Genomic DNA, 14,515 nt, shown 5'->3' with positions numbered 1-14,515 from the left:
TTCCCTTATACTAAAGATAATAAACTTAAGCAGTAGGATGATGCATATGACGTATCGCATTATTGTAGCGGAAGACCAGGCAGCTTCTAGAAAGCTGTTAAGACAAATGATAGAAAAAATGGCAGCTGACTCTTTTGAAATAGTTGCTGAAGCAAAAGATGGGGAAGAATTAATCGAGAAAGTCTTTGAACACTCTCCAGATTTAGTACTATGTGACATAGAAATGCCGAAACGCAAAGGGATTGATGCAGTGAAGGAGTTGCAACGTACGTTACCATCCCTCTCCTATATTTTCACAACGGCTCATGAGAATTTTGCTGTGGAGGCGTTTGAATTGAATGCAGTTGATTATGTACTAAAGCCCATACAAATGAGCAGGTTGATGCTTTCGTTAGAAAGAGCCAAAAAGGTCTTGAAAGAAAAAGACAGGAAATTAGAAAAATGGAATGCTAGTTTAGCGAGAATACCTATTCGGTTCAATCGTTCTTTGTATTACGTACAGATCGATGATATTCTTTTTATTGAAAAAAATGATCGGAAATCTATTATCCATACGGTAGAGGAGCAATACTCATCAGGAGAAACATTAGAATATTTTCTGGAGTATTTGGACCATCGCTTCGTTCAATCACACCGATCGTTCATAATTAATTTACATCGTGTAGCAAGAATACAAACATCTGGTAAAAGCTATCTTGTCTTTTTCGATCATTATGACATAGCTGCTCAAATATCCAAACAAAACATACAACGAGTACAACAAATGTTAAATAGTACAAATGGTGTTTAAAAAGACAAAAGGTAGTCCTGACGTTGCTGTATAGTAATGTCAGGATTTTCTTTTTTTGTCCCAAAAAGGTAGATTTATCGTATGAATAGCAATTATCTATGTTTGAAACGGGAGAATAGGGGGCTGTAAGGGTCTGATTTATTTTGACCATTTCAGGTGCGCTTGGTACTCTATAAAGGAGGTCATGCCTTAAATGATAAAGTTCCTGACATGCTATGTCCCATCATCCGCTGCTTATGGTATATGGCATAGTACTATATGGATTGCTTAATATTTCTCCCTTTCTTTTTATTAAACAATACAATAGTACACAGAGGCCTTTATATTTATCGTGACCTCCTATAAAAAGAGACAAAAAAGAGACGACTGGAATAAATATAAAAAAAACAATGCCGGATTGACACGGCATTGTTTTTTGCGTTTTTTATACATACACGCTCTGAGGATGCTTTTCTGGGTTTACCATTACTATCGTGCGCACTTATGTGGATTACTTGGATTCAATATATTAGTTTATAGAACAATTAAAACCACTAATCACCCATAACAGAAACAAAAAAGTACCTGCTGAAGGGCTTTTTCCTATGAATTATCCGAAACTATGGCTTAAGATGGAACGTAGAAGGTCATAGAAGAAAAAAATGACGAAAGGGATGATGAGATTATGTTTAAAAAAATCATGGCTAGTTTAGGTGTTGGCTCTGCTACAGTAGATACTCAGTTAGAGAAGGAACGGTATGCAGCTGGGGAGCAAGTGGATGGCAAAGTTGTCATGAAAGGCGGTAATGTGGAGCAAGAAATTGAACGCATTAACCTCTTTCTCATGACAGAAGTGGTGAAAGAGGTGGATGATCGTAAAGTGAAAGAGGAGCAAATAATTCACCGTTTTAACATTACGGACTCCTTTACCCTTCAGCCGAATGAGCAGAAAGAAGTGGAATTCTCCTTTCAGCTTCCAGTAGATACTCCTGCAAGTTTTGGCAGACTGCCAATATGGTTTCAAACAGGTCTTGATATACCGATGGCGGTGGATCCCCAGGATAGAGACTATATCCATGTAGATCCTGCTGATAAAGTGCAAACCATACTTACGGCACTTCAGCATGAACTTGGATTCTCTTTAAAAAAAGTGGAAATGGAACAAGCAAAAAACCGCCAAATTGTTCAGGAATACGAATTTATCCCTGGCAACAAGTTTCGAAAAGAGTTGGATGAATTAGAAATAGTATTCTTTCCATCTGATAATGGGGTGGAGCTGTTCATGGAAGTGGATCGCCGGGCTAATGGATTAGGTGGTTTATTGGCGGAAGCACTCGATGCAGATGAAAGTCGCGTACGTACTACATTGACGAATGATGATTTAGATCAAGGAGAAAGCACGATAGCAGCTAAATTAGAGCAGGTTATTGAACGTTTTTCAAAATAAAGCAATACTCCCCTTAGCATTCATGCTAAGGGGTTTTTTGATTACCCGAAGAAGCCCTTTTATGTTTGATTACACTAATCACCCACAAAAGGATGGGGTACAACAGCCCAAACGTAGTTACATAATATAGCCATATAGACTGGTTCCAATTGTCTGCATAAATATTATCTGGGTAAATGATGACAGACAAACAAAGTGTAATAATACCTACCGGCAGGACGATAGAGCGGTAGCTTTGTAACGATAATGTATTGGCTATTCCTTTACATGCAGCAAAGAAATAAATATTCATTTTGAAATAGATAGTAAGTATCCAGGAAATGGCTACAAGCACCTCCACTCGCTCCACAGCACCTTTAATGTTCTTCGATAACATATAGGTAGGAAAAGAATGCATCCCACCAATATTGGCCCCTAATACAGTGATAACTAAAAAGGTGATAACTGTAATAATGAGTACGTAAAGAAAATAAGGAACATAAAGGTTTCGAAAAGAAAGACGTTCTTTTTCTACTGAATGAAAGAAAAAGAATAGGATCGTAATAAGGGGCAAAGTGGAAATTGTTAATTCATAATAGCTTCCCTGTAAAACAGATTGTACTCCTTCCTGTAGAAAAGGCATAGTCCGCTTCCATTTTATTTGAGGGATGCTGAATATGGCTATAAATAGCAGGATGCTTAATATCCAAGGTGTAAAGATCTCTGCAGTCCTGCCTATCGTTTCAATTCCGTAATACACTCCTGCGAGAATGGCTAACATAAATAGAATATGGATGTAGACAACTGGTGTAGCATACAAAATATTTAAAGCAATAAAGTCCCCGATAACCCACAAAACGGTAGAAGCAGATATTAAAGCAAACAGAGATACGAGAAAGGTAATAAGTCTTCCAATAATTTTCCCGAACACTTTTATATTAATTTGTAAGAAGTCTATATTACCGTGTATTTTACCTAGACTATATAACATGCGTAAGTACAACATCCCAAAAGGGAATAGCAGAATAACGCAAATCCAACCACTATTCTTTGAAAGAGCAACCAGATTGCCTGGGGTTAATAAGATAGAGGTTCCAGTCAAAAACCAAAGAAGGAGCAGGCTGAACTGACGCGGACTAATTATTTCTTTAGATGACATTAGGCTGCTCCTTTCTTGTTTTTTATCCTTGGATTAGGTTAATAATTGGCTGATATATGATGGATATAGCTTTTAATGGGGTTGGAATAGGTACACCTACTACTAACAGAATAGACAAGACTGACGCTAAACCATACATGGCACAAAAAAAGATACCCTCTCTAAGCCCTTGGCTAGCTACAATTCGTTTCCCTTCTAAGTATCCTAAAAAGGAAAGCATTATGATGACCAAAGCCCACATTTGCTTCACCTCTAATCCTGAAATGAGTCTATAATTTTTCCGGTTCTTTCTAGTTTAACGTCTACAGCAGTATGCACCTCTAGGTCAGTAAAGATAGTTGGCCAATCACCTTTATTTTCTTTCCAATATTGATTGTGGGAACGCATGGTTTGTTCGCCAAATCCAAATATATCGCTTTGAAATTCTTGTTGAGCTCTCTTTAGGGAAGTCTCCATATACTTCTGAATTTGTGTACCCAGATCTTTTTCTAGAGTTTGAATCGTTTTTTCTTTCGATAAATCTATTTGCCTGCACTGTACTTCGTCAATTAATCCTTTTACCTTTACGTTAATATTGATATTCGGCTGCCCGTCTTGGATAATTACAGTAGATTTGGAGTCGGAGGTCAGTATTTCAAAGGTTATATTGCCGCCTTGAGGACAATCCATATACTCTGCAGTGCTTCTTACATTATCCGTAATGTAATTAAACCCCTTGCTTTCATCCCCTGTAAGCCAGCCTATTAACTTATCGCCCTTAAATACTGCTAAATCTTTCAAGGCAATTTGAGCTGGTGAATATATCTGTTCTACGTTTTCTAATCGACTCCCTGTCGACGTTTGCCCATTAACAGATACTCCAGTCATCACAGGCTGTCGCCCCTCAGATAAAAGACTGTTAATTATTTCTTGAATCTTTGTGCTTTTAGTTGCTGCCCAGTATTGAAAGGAGGCTTCGAGGGAATTGTACAGTTTTTCTGCTGGTATTTTTTCCATTGGGGTTAAGGTGTTAAGAAAATCGAATGCGCTCATGTCCCTAACCACCACTACAAAAAAATCTGTACGAAATTCATGGTCTCTCATAAAGAAATCCAAAACCTCTGTTATCCCATCTCGTGCTGTTTCTTCACCGATTACTACATCTCTAATATGAGCAGCATATATTCTTCTTGGTATGGTCTCTGTCATTTCCCTGATCGCTTCGAATAAAGAGCGACCTGTTGCTGTATAGGAAGAAACCGCTGTTCTTGTAGTAATTTGCTGGGCAGCTACTTCCCCTGGGTTAATAATTTGAAGGGTAAGCCTGTATTCATCTTCCACCTTGTCTACCCCAATCGATGTGACGATAGCAAGTTCGTCGAGCTCCCTTTTACTCCAGCATCCTGTAAGTAATAGAAGGCAGAGCAGAAGCTGAAGAGTAATTCGAAATCGAGGCATACTATTTCTTTCCCTTCTGGTTACTGGTGTTAGAATGTTGTTTGTTATTGTTTACCCTAACGATATTCTTTTGGTTGACCAATCTCGGTCTAGTCGTTAATGACCATCTAGGCAAACGAAGAATAGTATCCTTTTGGTCTTCTTTATTATAAGGAGACATTGGAGTTAAATATGGAATTCCGAAAGAACGCAGGCTAGAAAGGTGGAGCACTAGAATAATCAGTCCTAGAAGAATGCCATAAAGTCCAAAGGTGGCAGCCAATATCATAAAGATAAAGCGGAGCATTCTTATCGTTATCGCAAAGTTGAAGCTTGGTGATACAAAACTGGAGATCGCAGTTAAGGATACGACGATAACCATAGCTGATGATACAAGCCCTGCTTCTACAGCAGCCTGGCCAAGCACTAATGCACCTACAATAGAGATTGCAGAGCCAACAGCAGTTGGAAGTCTTATTCCAGCTTCCCTTAATATTTCGAAGGTGAGCTCCATAATTAAGGCTTCAATTAAGGCTGGAAAGGGAACCCCTTCTCGTTGTGATGATAAGCTTATTAATAGAGAAGTAGGAATCATCTCCTGATGATACGTTGTTAATGCAATATAGGCAGATGGCGTTAGTAAAGCAAGGAAAAACGATATGTATCTAATCATGCGAACTAAAGTTGCAAAATCAGCTCGCTGATAATAATCCTCCGGAGCCTGAAAGAACTGAACAAATAAAGCAGGTACCAAAAGTACAAAAGGGGAGCCGTCAACAATAATAGCTATTTTTCCTTCTAATAGACCTGCTGCTATACTATCAGGACGTTCCGAATTATATACTGTAGGGAAGGGGGTATATGTTTCATCCTGAATGAGCTCCTCTATATACCCACTGTCCAGAATGGAATCAATATCGATTTGATTTAGACGCTTCATTACTTCTGAGACTATTTTTTCGTCAGCAATACCATTCATGAAAGCTACTGCAACATCGGTCTGTGTCTTTCTTCCAATAGGCTTTGTTTTTATCCAAAGATTAGGATCTTTAATTCTTCTTCGTAATAACGCTGTATTGGTACGCAGTGTTTCCGTGAATCCTTCCTTGGGCCCTCTCACAACTGCCTGTGTCGTAGGCTCTTCAATATTCCTCATTTGCCATCCGCGAGTATCAATTGCAAATGCTGTTTGGAAGTCTTCTAAGAAGACGAGAGTATCTCCAGATAATACATGAAGTAGTACTTGGTGCATGTGCTTGACTTCTTCCAGTTCCAAATTAATAAGGGAAAACTGTTTCAGAATATCAATGGCGGATAGACCTGTGAAAGCACGTTTGTCTAATGATGATTGTCTAATCTCATGCATAAGAGGCTGGGTAATGGTAGCTTGAATCGCCTCATCGTTCACAAGTCCGTCTGTGTACACAATACCTATTTTGATGGATCCATCCTCGAATGCACGGAACGTCCGACTCACTATATCTGTGCTATGACCGAGGGAGTGTTTAATATACTCTATATTTTGATAAACAGAAGAAGACAGCAATTGGGGTTTTACTTCCTGTTTATGTTCTGTATTAGGTTCTTTTACGTTTTTTTTAAACCATTTCCACATGACAAACCCTCTATCTTATCAGATTGCAATCTTCTAATTATTTGCTCCATTATCTTTATCTTTTACGAATACCTGCAATTCATACCATAAGTGAAAAATGAAAAAACACTTATGCTGTTGAATACTTGTATTTGGTGGGGGAATATGTATGTGAATGGATAAAATGACACAGGTAACCTGCCAATTTCAGTTCATGTTATGTGTTGTGAAGGGTTTTTTGTAGGGGGGCTAAATACTTAAATATTAATGAAGTAGTCACTAAGATCCGTAATTATATTGAAAATTTAAATAATTTAAGAGATAATGAATGAAAAGGTAGAAAGGTACCTAAAGGAGGCTAGCTCCCATGAACTTTAAAGTCATTGCATTGTATAACGGTGGTACTGAAATCACATTCGAACATTCTAGTCGTGAAGAGGTCCTGTTCAGTGATTATGTAACAGCTAAATGCTTTGTAAATTCACTTAAGGAGCAGCATGCTTATTGTCGGTATCGTTTTCAAATCGTTGACTTGCAGGATAAGCTTGTCCCACCTGGAAAGCCAAATCACTTATTAGCTGTTGTTAATGAAAGATAATAGAGATGCCGGTGAGGGGAAAATGCTCGCCGGTTTTTTTATGTGCTTAGGGGTCACTAAAGAAGTGTAAGACTAAGTAAGCTATGGTAGAATATTGCATAGACTAAACAGGTTGGGGGATGCGTTGTGCAAGAAAGATATTCAAGACAAACACGTTTTCAGCCAATTGGACATGCTGGACAGCAGCAAATCCAGCAAAAGCATGTACTCATTATTGGAGCGGGCGCTTTGGGAAGTGCTAATGCAGAAGCGTTAACAAGAGCTGGAGTAGGAACAATAACGATTATTGATCGCGACTACGTAGAGGAATCCAACCTACATAGGCAGTCGTTATACACAGAACATGATGCTATCCATAAAACGCCAAAAGCTATTGCAGCAAAGAATGCCTTAAATAAAATTAATGAGAACGTTACCATCCATGCAATAGTTGATGATGTGACGGTTCGTAATATTGTAGAATGCGCCTCTGGTAAAGATATCATAATGGACGGAACGGATAATTTCGAAACAAGAAGAATGGTAAATGATATTGCTTACCAAAAGGGGATACCGTGGATTTACGGAGCCTGTGTCGGCAGTTATGGAACTACGATGACTTTTATCCCTAAACATACTCCATGTTTCCATTGCTTATTTCCTGAAACACCACTTCACCAGGAGACATGTGATACTGTTGGAATAATAGCGCCTACAGTGCAAATGGTCGTGTCGCATCAGGTAGCTAGCGCTCTTAAACTACTTGTCGGTGCCATTTCTTCGGTTGATCAAAGATGGACATCATTTGATGTTTGGCATAATCAGCATTACGCTATGGATGTTCATAATGCCTATGGAGATCAATGCCCAACTTGTGGGTCTTCTCCTAGTTTTCCTAATCTCAACCATAGTAATACTACGAAAACAACTGTTCTCTGTGGAAGGGATAGTGTGCAAGTAAGGCCTGCTGCTCCAAAGGAAATTAATTTAGGTAGAATGACAGCTCTCTTACAAAAGGAAGGGTTTTCTGTTACTAGTAATGATTATTTGTTGTCTGCTAACAAGGGAACAAAGCGAATTATTTTATTTATGAATGGCCGAGCTATATTTCATGGAACGAATGACGAAAAAGAGGCAAGACAATTATATCAACGCTATATTCCTGAAGGGTAGGTGGGTATAAGTTGAAACGTCTGTATTTATGTACATTTCTTCTCCTCCTCTCTTCCTGCTCTTATGAAAATCATACCAATAACGAGATAATTATATCTGCAGCTGCTAGCCTGCAAGCCCCATTAGAGGAAATTGTCACTTCTTATGAAAAAATAAACCCCAATGTGCCCATTATTGTTAATTATGGGGGCTCTGGCTCCTTACAGACCCAAATTGCTCAAGGGGCACCGGTGGATTTGTTTATTTCCGCTTCTAGTCTTCACATGAAATCATTAGTAGACGAAGACATTATTAAAGAAGATAATACATACCCACTTATGGGAAATTCTATTGTCGTCATTAAGAGTAAAGCACAAAGCTGGAAGAGTTTACAAGAAGTGGTGGATGAAAAAAGCAAGATAGCCATTGGAACTCCTGCTACAGTACCAGCAGGGAAGTATGCTAAGCAATCATTACAGAACACCGGTTTGTGGACCTCCGTAGTGGATTATCTTGTGTATGCAAAGGATGTCACACATGTGTTAACTCTAGTAGAAGAGCAATCCGTTTCAGCTGGCTTCGTATATGGGTCGGATGTGAAACGATCTGAAGGGATACATACGCTTAAAGAATACTCTCCAACTTCCCATGAGCCAATCATTTATACAATGGGGGTAATAGAGGAAGAAGCAAGGCCGTTTAAAGACTATTTGCTGGAAGCAAGCAGTCAGAAGGTTTTTGAGCGATATGGTTTCCAAGCATTACAATAAAGAATGGTGATGTGATACATTTGGCTTTTTGGCAACCGATATACCTTTCCTTAACGATTTCCCTTACTGCAGCCATTGTGGTGGGAGTGTTTGGGACAATAACTGGTTTCATAGGCGGAAGAAAATCATTCAAAGGAAAGCTGATGCTCGAAACGGTAGCGTTGCTTCCTATCGTTTTACCTCCATCGGTTGTTGGATTCCTTTTGATTAAATTGTTTGGGCATACTAGCTTTTTTGGTCGGTTTATAGAATGGCTGTTTGGTGAGTCTATTCTGTTTACTTGGTGGGCAGCGACTATTGCTGCATCTGTTGTTGCTTTTCCACTTATGTACCAGATGGCTAAGACAGGGTTTGTCCAAATAGATAAGGAAATTGAAGGAGCAGCTGCTGTAGATGGTGCTTCAAAAGCTATGGTATTTATGTATATTACATTACCGCTTGCAAAACCAGCTATTTTGACCGGTCTGTTACTTAGTTTTGCAAGAGCCTTTGGAGAATTTGGTGCTACTCTTATGTTTGCTGGTAATATACCAGGAAAAACACAAACAATCCCTACAGCTATCTATGTAGCGATGGAAGCGGGCGATATGTTCATCGCTTGGCTCTATGTAGTAATGTGTGTGGTCGTTTCTGTACTCATCCTGCTCCTTTCGACAATGTTTCAGCGAAAAATGTTGAAATTATAATCTATTGGTTATTTTTATAAAAATTTTGTAAATTAACCCAAACCCTATCAGAATATATGTTATGCTTTTATGAAACAAAAGTTGGGTGCTGATAGGATGAAGAGTACATTAGCGATGTGGATAGTGTTTATCATCGCACTGGTAGAATTTTTGGCTTTTATTTATATTAATTACACGTCATACGCTATGATTATGGATGTAAGTGTATTTTGCACCATCTTTATGTTTCAAATGGTTTTTGGTATATACTCCTTGCTTGCCAAGACGAACAAACCGTTTCTAACCATTCAATTTGCATTAATTTTAGTCATGCCAGTTTTGTTCTGGGTGGCTACCCCAAATGTCAGCTATGCAGATGGTAGAAAACACATACAAGATGTCGATGAGCAGATCCTACAAAGAAGCTTCATAGATGCAGGGAAAAGAACCATTGTGGTGGAAGGAATTGAATCATGGGTTCTTTCAGACAGGAAGTATGTGTACCAATTCACCGAAGAAAATCAAGATTACTTTTATTTGGTTCATCCAAATGAGGGCAATGTAGAACAGCTGCAGCAACCTCCATCCTGGTATTCAAAATAGAGCACAAGCAACTTGATTAGGTTGCTTGTGCTCTATTTCATTATAAGCCTCCCAGTTAAGGGTGAAATACCAGTTGCCACATGTGTTTTAGAGTGGATTCATTATATTGGAAAAACTATTAGCGTAACTTCTTCCCTAAGTAATGCGGATATAATTGAAAGACATACTGTGAGTAAATGTAGTGCCAATCGTTAGTGAGATATGGTATATTTTCAAATATCCCTGTTATTCAGTATTGTTAAGGAATAGTAGACATTAAATCAAAATAAGCGGGAATACCTACGTTTTACTTTGAATTTCTCAGGGAATCGATAAATATAACAAATGAGGAGGGTTCATCATGAATATGTTCATTAAAGCTCGTGAGCTATTTGAGAAGGATTATCAAGCAAGCCAGGAAGTTGCACAATATAATGCTTCCGTACAAGGTGTACCAAAAGGAAAAATAAACAAAACGATTCATGCGTTAAGAAGAAATCCATTAAAAAAATAGAAGGAGTACGAGTTTATTTGTAAGCCATTGTAATGGGAAAGTATCTGCCAATTAGCAAAAGAATGTACAAAAATAGCTAGCGCAGCATTATGGAAGCATCAGATACTTTCCGTTATTTTGTTTTATCACCTACCGTAAGTCTCCCATTATTTTTCTACTTATAAATACTCCGTTTTAGCCTCCTGCCTTTAGGTTATGTAATAATAAACCCTAAAGGAGGTCTACATAATGACATTATTTTCACCTACTGCATTATCACAATCACACATATTAATTACCGGAGCTACACGAGGGATAGGATTAGAAACTGCTAAGGCATGTGTAAAGGCAGGTGCTGCAATTACGGTTACTGGAAGAAATAAAGAGCTCCTACAGCAATTAAAGGAGGAGTGTGAATCCTTAACCGAAGATGCTGTTGTCTTTGCCTTTGCAGCTAATATCAATGAAGCGGATGAAAGAGAGCAATTAATTAAGCAAGCTGAACAAACAATTGGACCTATTACTGGCCTAGTAAATTCCGCTGGAGTAATTGCCAATGGTACATTAGAGGATTTAACGGAAGAAAAACTAAGAAACGTGATGGAATTAAACTATTTTTCTACTGTATTACTAACTCAATCTGTGTATAAACAAATGAGGAAGCAGCCTTCGGGAGCTATAGTAAATGTATCTTCTCTTGCGGGACTGCGAGGAGCGTATGCCAACACTGCTTATAGTGCTTCAAAATTTGCACTTACTGCCTTCACACAGTCGTTTGCATATGAGGCAATACAATCCAATATTCGAGTCAATGCTGTATGCCCAGGTTATGTTGACACGGACATGGGAAGACAAGCAATTGAGGCAAAAGGGAAGCGAGAGGGAAAAACATATGAAGAAGAAAGATTAGAAGCCGAATCAAAGCTCCCTAGTGGAAGAATTACCCAACCTGAAGAAGTAGCTAATAGTATTGTTTTCTTATTGTCAGATGCAGCAGAAAATATAATTGGTGAATCAATGAAGATTTCAGCAGGTGCGTTAATGAGATGATAGAGATGAAAGCTTGGATGAGATTGTTTATTTTCTTCCAAGCTTTTTTCTTTTGAATAGACTGTTAGCCTTGAGTAATAGTGAAAAATGTACAACAGCGCTATTTTTTCTTATAATGGATTTAGAACCTTTGGTAAAAGGATGATTTGGGATGAATGCTACACAAGCTTTAAAACTACTAAAAGAAAATGGGTATAAGCATACAAAGCAGCGCATTCGGCTGCTTGAATTACTAGATAAGCAGGAGCAATATTTGTCTGTTAAGCATTTATGGGGCGATTTTCAGGTTGATTTTCCTGGCGCCAGCTATGACACCGTATATCGTAATCTATACACCTTATCGGAATTAGGCATTTTAGAGACGACAACCCTTGATGGGGAAAAGCACTTCCGGTTTCATTGTGAAACGGATGGACATCATCACCATTTTATTTGCACAACGTGTGGGAAATCAAATGCCATAGATATCTGCCCAATGGATGCTGTTACCGATCAATTGCCAGAACACCAAATTGAACACCATACATTTGAAGTGTATGGAAAATGCCCTTCCTGTATGTAGAGCCAGTGATTATGATTACTGGCTTTATTTATTGCCCTCCTCCAAATCGTAATCATTATTGTTTACAAATCGGAATTGTTACGATATAATCCTTTTTGTACATTATAAGAGAAAAGGGGAGACGTACCAATGAAAGTCTACCATAAAGGAATAGCCATTATAGCAATTATGATACTTTTCGTACTAGCTGCTTGTTCTACCGATACATCAGGTTCTACAGAGCAGTCTGGTGAAGAGGATGCTTTACACATTTATACTACTATTTACCCTATAAAGGATTTTGCTGAAAAAATTGGGGGGGACTATGTCAATGTAGAAACTATTCTCCCAGCAGGTGCGGACCCACACACATATGAACCTACTTCGAAAACAATGGTAGATATCGCTAAAGGGGATGCATTTATGTATAATAGTGCACATCTAGAAGCATATGCTGATAAAATCTCTGAATCTTTGAAAGACGAAGACGTCCGTATCTTAGAAGCCTCCAAAGGAATTGATATGCTTTCTAACGTTCATGACCATGGTGAAGATAATGCGGAAGAGAATCATCAAGAACATGAATCTCATGAGGAAGAGCATGCTGGAGAAAGTCATGAAGAAGAGCATAGTGGACACACAGAGGAAGGTCACTCTGGTGAGAGCCACGAAGAAGAGCATAGTGGACACACAGAGGAAGGTCACTCTGGTGAGAGCCACGAAGAAGAGCATAGTGGACACACAGAGGAAGGTCACTCTGAAGAGAGCCACGAAGAAGAGCATAGTGGACACACAGAGGAAGAGCACTCTGGAGAGAGCCACGAAGAAGAGCATAGTGGACATTCAGACGAAGAACACTCTAGTGAATCTCATGAAGGGCATAATCATGGTGATCAGGATCCCCACGTATGGCTGGATCCAATTCGTGCTATTTCCATAGCGGAAAATATTAAAGAAGAGCTTATTGCCCTTAAGCCAGAACAAGAGGAAACGTTCCAAGCAAACTTTGAATCATTAAAGCAACAGTTAACGGAGTTGGACCAATCCTTCCATGATAAGCTAGATGATGCTTCTCAGAAAAAGATATTAGTCTCTCACGCAGCATACGGGTATTGGGAGCAAGCATATAATCTCGAACAAGTAGCAATAGCAGGCTTATCTCCATCCCAAGAGCCTACTCAAAAACAATTAGAAAGTATCATTGATATTTCAAAGCAGAATGAGATTGAATATGTGCTTTTTGAGCAAAATGTAACACCTTCTGTTGGAGAAATTATACAGGAGGAGATTGGAGCAAAACCTCTACGTCTGCATAATATTTCTGTTTTGACAGAAGAAGATATAAACAATGAAGAGGATTACTTCAGTCTTATGCGTCATAATTTAGAGGTGCTGGAAAAAGTGACTAATAAATAACTTTTAGTTTAAACTGACATTCTTCTACAGGAAGAATGTCTACAGGCTGTCGAGAAAGTCTCGACAGCCTTATTTATTTCTTTTTACTTTCATTATTCACCGCGTTAATTTGTTATAATAGTTATATATTCTCTAACGAATGGTGATTCGATGTTTCAATCCAAAAAAGAGCGTCAAAATGAAATCGAAATGGTCACGGTTGAAGAGCTTGTTCCTGAAGACCATCTCCTCCGTAAAATCAATCAGTACATAGATTTCTCCTTCATTCCAGAAAAAGTTCGATCTTACTATTCCGAAGACAATGGTCGTCCCTCACTTGATCCTCTTGTATTATTCAAAAGAACTGCATGGGCTGCGTTATTGTCGCCTGCGCGGAAAAGAAAATGTGCGCGAACAGGCGTTATTGACAGCTGCCTGTCAGAACATGAAGAAGATTGCCCTTCACCTATCAAGGGTGTGTTAGGTGAAGGAGAGTCTTTTTCGGTGAAGGGCTGGCAAATACCAGGAGACTCCTGCGGAAAAACGGGCGACCCGAGACCCCCGAGTGTGGGTTTCACGAGGAGGCTCGGGCGTTCGTCCGCGGAAAGCGAGTGGTATTTGCCAGCCCGCATACATGAAAAAAGCTTGTAGGAAACAAGGGGGTTTCTCTACAAGCTGCTGACATTCTTCTACAGGAAGAATGTCTAGTTGAATGACTCAACATAGCTTAGCGTCAATAGGCGAATTTTAAATTAGGAATGAACATCACAATATGAGCAGCAAAAGCTCCCAATCCTTTAATAAAGTGTACCCTTTGTAAAGGACATTTAAAAAAAGGCTAGGCTGACTTAAGAAGATGATCTCTGTATTCTACAGGGGTCATCTTTTTTAAGTTCCACTGATAACGATAATTGTTGTAGTAGATC

Annotated in this window: 16 protein-coding genes and 2 pseudogenes; 13 read left to right on the top strand and 5 right to left on the bottom strand. The window is 38.8% G+C overall.

What is annotated here, in order from left to right:
* Positions 1 to 46: 46 nt before the first annotated feature.
* Both ACFFGV_RS12235 and ACFFGV_RS12230 read left to right on the top strand, forming a co-directional pair.
* A complete protein-coding gene (locus ACFFGV_RS12235) occupies positions 47 to 790 on the top strand; it encodes a LytR/AlgR family response regulator transcription factor (protein ID WP_377348233.1) in 744 nt (247 codons plus the stop codon).
* Positions 791 to 1,454: 664 nt separating this feature from the next.
* On the top strand, positions 1,455 to 2,216 hold the full coding sequence (locus tag ACFFGV_RS12230) for a sporulation protein (protein WP_377348231.1): 762 nt from the start codon (positions 1,455 to 1,457) through the stop codon (positions 2,214 to 2,216).
* A gap of 25 nt (positions 2,217 to 2,241) precedes the next feature.
* Here the strand turns inward: ACFFGV_RS12230 and ACFFGV_RS12225 are convergent, their stop codons facing one another.
* From ACFFGV_RS12225 to ACFFGV_RS12210, 4 genes are read right to left on the bottom strand one after another with little or no spacing between them, the layout of a single operon-like run.
* Positions 2,242 to 3,354 (bottom strand): GerAB/ArcD/ProY family transporter, encoded by a 1,113-nt coding sequence (locus ACFFGV_RS12225; RefSeq protein WP_377348229.1) that lies wholly within the window; start codon positions 3,352 to 3,354, stop codon positions 2,242 to 2,244.
* A gap of 22 nt (positions 3,355 to 3,376) precedes the next feature.
* Positions 3,377 to 3,604 carry a hypothetical protein gene (locus ACFFGV_RS12220; protein ID WP_377348227.1) on the bottom strand — a complete coding sequence of 76 codons (228 nt, stop codon included), beginning with the start codon at positions 3,602 to 3,604 and terminating at the stop codon, positions 3,377 to 3,379.
* Between the two features lie 2 nt (positions 3,605 to 3,606).
* The gene (locus ACFFGV_RS12215) at positions 3,607 to 4,791 is read right to left on the bottom strand and encodes a Ger(x)C family spore germination protein (protein WP_377348225.1); all 1,185 of its coding nucleotides are present in this window, start codon (positions 4,789 to 4,791) and stop codon (positions 3,607 to 3,609) included.
* A 1-nt stretch (position 4,792) separates the two neighbouring features.
* Entirely contained in the window at positions 4,793 to 6,385 is a 1,593-nt protein-coding gene (locus tag ACFFGV_RS12210) for a spore germination protein (protein WP_377348223.1), read from the bottom strand.
* A 346-nt stretch (positions 6,386 to 6,731) separates the two neighbouring features.
* Between ACFFGV_RS12210 and ACFFGV_RS12205 the strand changes: the two genes are divergently transcribed.
* The 11 genes and pseudogenes from ACFFGV_RS12205 to ACFFGV_RS12155 all read left to right on the top strand — a co-directional run.
* Positions 6,732 to 6,962, top strand: a complete 231-nt coding sequence (locus tag ACFFGV_RS12205; RefSeq protein WP_377348221.1) for a hypothetical protein — start codon at positions 6,732 to 6,734, stop codon at positions 6,960 to 6,962.
* 126 nt (positions 6,963 to 7,088) lie between these two features.
* Positions 7,089 to 8,114 carry a ThiF family adenylyltransferase gene (locus tag ACFFGV_RS12200; RefSeq protein WP_377348219.1) on the top strand — a complete coding sequence of 342 codons (1,026 nt, stop codon included), beginning with the start codon at positions 7,089 to 7,091 and terminating at the stop codon, positions 8,112 to 8,114.
* An 11-nt stretch (positions 8,115 to 8,125) separates the two neighbouring features.
* The gene (modA, locus tag ACFFGV_RS12195; protein ID WP_377348217.1) at positions 8,126 to 8,863 is read left to right on the top strand and encodes a molybdate ABC transporter substrate-binding protein; all 738 of its coding nucleotides are present in this window, start codon (positions 8,126 to 8,128) and stop codon (positions 8,861 to 8,863) included.
* A gap of 14 nt (positions 8,864 to 8,877) precedes the next feature.
* Complete coding sequence (modB, locus tag ACFFGV_RS12190; protein WP_377349298.1) at positions 8,878 to 9,549, top strand: molybdate ABC transporter permease subunit; 672 nt, start codon at positions 8,878 to 8,880, stop codon at positions 9,547 to 9,549.
* A 96-nt stretch (positions 9,550 to 9,645) separates the two neighbouring features.
* Positions 9,646 to 10,131, top strand: coding sequence for a hypothetical protein (locus ACFFGV_RS12185; RefSeq protein WP_377348215.1), 486 nt, complete (start codon positions 9,646 to 9,648; stop codon positions 10,129 to 10,131).
* Between the two features lie 340 nt (positions 10,132 to 10,471).
* The gene (locus ACFFGV_RS12180) at positions 10,472 to 10,624 is read left to right on the top strand and encodes a hypothetical protein (protein ID WP_377348213.1); all 153 of its coding nucleotides are present in this window, start codon (positions 10,472 to 10,474) and stop codon (positions 10,622 to 10,624) included.
* Positions 10,625 to 10,852: 228 nt separating this feature from the next.
* Entirely contained in the window at positions 10,853 to 11,653 is an 801-nt protein-coding gene (locus ACFFGV_RS12175) for an SDR family NAD(P)-dependent oxidoreductase (protein ID WP_377348211.1), read from the top strand.
* A gap of 151 nt (positions 11,654 to 11,804) precedes the next feature.
* The gene (locus tag ACFFGV_RS12170) at positions 11,805 to 12,215 is read left to right on the top strand and encodes a Fur family transcriptional regulator (RefSeq protein WP_377348209.1); all 411 of its coding nucleotides are present in this window, start codon (positions 11,805 to 11,807) and stop codon (positions 12,213 to 12,215) included.
* A 129-nt stretch (positions 12,216 to 12,344) separates the two neighbouring features.
* Positions 12,345 to 13,610: a metal ABC transporter solute-binding protein, Zn/Mn family gene (locus ACFFGV_RS12165; RefSeq protein WP_377348207.1), complete on the top strand. Its 1,266-nt coding sequence runs from the start codon at positions 12,345 to 12,347 to the stop codon at positions 13,608 to 13,610.
* A 150-nt stretch (positions 13,611 to 13,760) separates the two neighbouring features.
* Positions 13,761 to 13,949: pseudogene (locus ACFFGV_RS12160) on the top strand (transposase); the annotation flags it as partial.
* Positions 13,945 to 14,073 (top strand): annotated as a pseudogene (locus ACFFGV_RS12155) (transposase); the annotation flags it as partial. The pseudogenes ACFFGV_RS12160 and ACFFGV_RS12155, both read left to right, overlap by 5 nt.
* Positions 14,074 to 14,427: 354 nt before the next feature.
* Here ACFFGV_RS12155 and ACFFGV_RS12150 read toward each other — a convergent pair.
* The coding region (locus ACFFGV_RS12150) for an IS3 family transposase (RefSeq protein WP_377349295.1) at positions 14,428 to 14,515 on the bottom strand (88 nt) is incomplete at its 5' end.

The sequence above is a fragment of the Pontibacillus salicampi genome (assembly GCF_042434395.1).
Taxonomy (GTDB): domain Bacteria; phylum Bacillota; class Bacilli; order Bacillales; family BH030062; genus Pontibacillus; species Pontibacillus salicampi.
The sequence above is the reverse complement of the archived record's forward strand: the minus strand, read 5'-3'. Positions and strand labels throughout refer to the sequence as shown.

What these genes read in the sequence shown, in the direction of transcription:
- ACFFGV_RS12235 (WP_377348233.1), top strand. Translation starts at nt 47, where the DNA reads ATGACGTATCGCATTATTGTAGCGGAAGACCAGGCAGCTTCTAGAAAG.
- ACFFGV_RS12230 (WP_377348231.1), top strand. Translation starts at nt 1,455, where the DNA reads ATGTTTAAAAAAATCATGGCTAGTTTAGGTGTTGGCTCTGCTACAGTA.
- ACFFGV_RS12225 (WP_377348229.1), bottom strand. Translation starts at nt 3,354, where the DNA reads ATGTCATCTAAAGAAATAATTAGTCCGCGTCAGTTCAGCCTGCTCCTT.
- ACFFGV_RS12215 (WP_377348225.1), bottom strand. Translation starts at nt 4,791, where the DNA reads ATGCCTCGATTTCGAATTACTCTTCAGCTTCTGCTCTGCCTTCTATTA.
- ACFFGV_RS12210 (WP_377348223.1), bottom strand. Translation starts at nt 6,385, where the DNA reads ATGTGGAAATGGTTTAAAAAAAACGTAAAAGAACCTAATACAGAACAT.
- ACFFGV_RS12205 (WP_377348221.1), top strand. Translation starts at nt 6,732, where the DNA reads ATGAACTTTAAAGTCATTGCATTGTATAACGGTGGTACTGAAATCACA.
- ACFFGV_RS12185 (WP_377348215.1), top strand. Translation starts at nt 9,646, where the DNA reads ATGAAGAGTACATTAGCGATGTGGATAGTGTTTATCATCGCACTGGTA.
- ACFFGV_RS12180 (WP_377348213.1), top strand. Translation starts at nt 10,472, where the DNA reads ATGAATATGTTCATTAAAGCTCGTGAGCTATTTGAGAAGGATTATCAA.
- ACFFGV_RS12175 (WP_377348211.1), top strand. Translation starts at nt 10,853, where the DNA reads ATGACATTATTTTCACCTACTGCATTATCACAATCACACATATTAATT.
- ACFFGV_RS12170 (WP_377348209.1), top strand. Translation starts at nt 11,805, where the DNA reads ATGAATGCTACACAAGCTTTAAAACTACTAAAAGAAAATGGGTATAAG.
- ACFFGV_RS12165 (WP_377348207.1), top strand. Translation starts at nt 12,345, where the DNA reads ATGAAAGTCTACCATAAAGGAATAGCCATTATAGCAATTATGATACTT.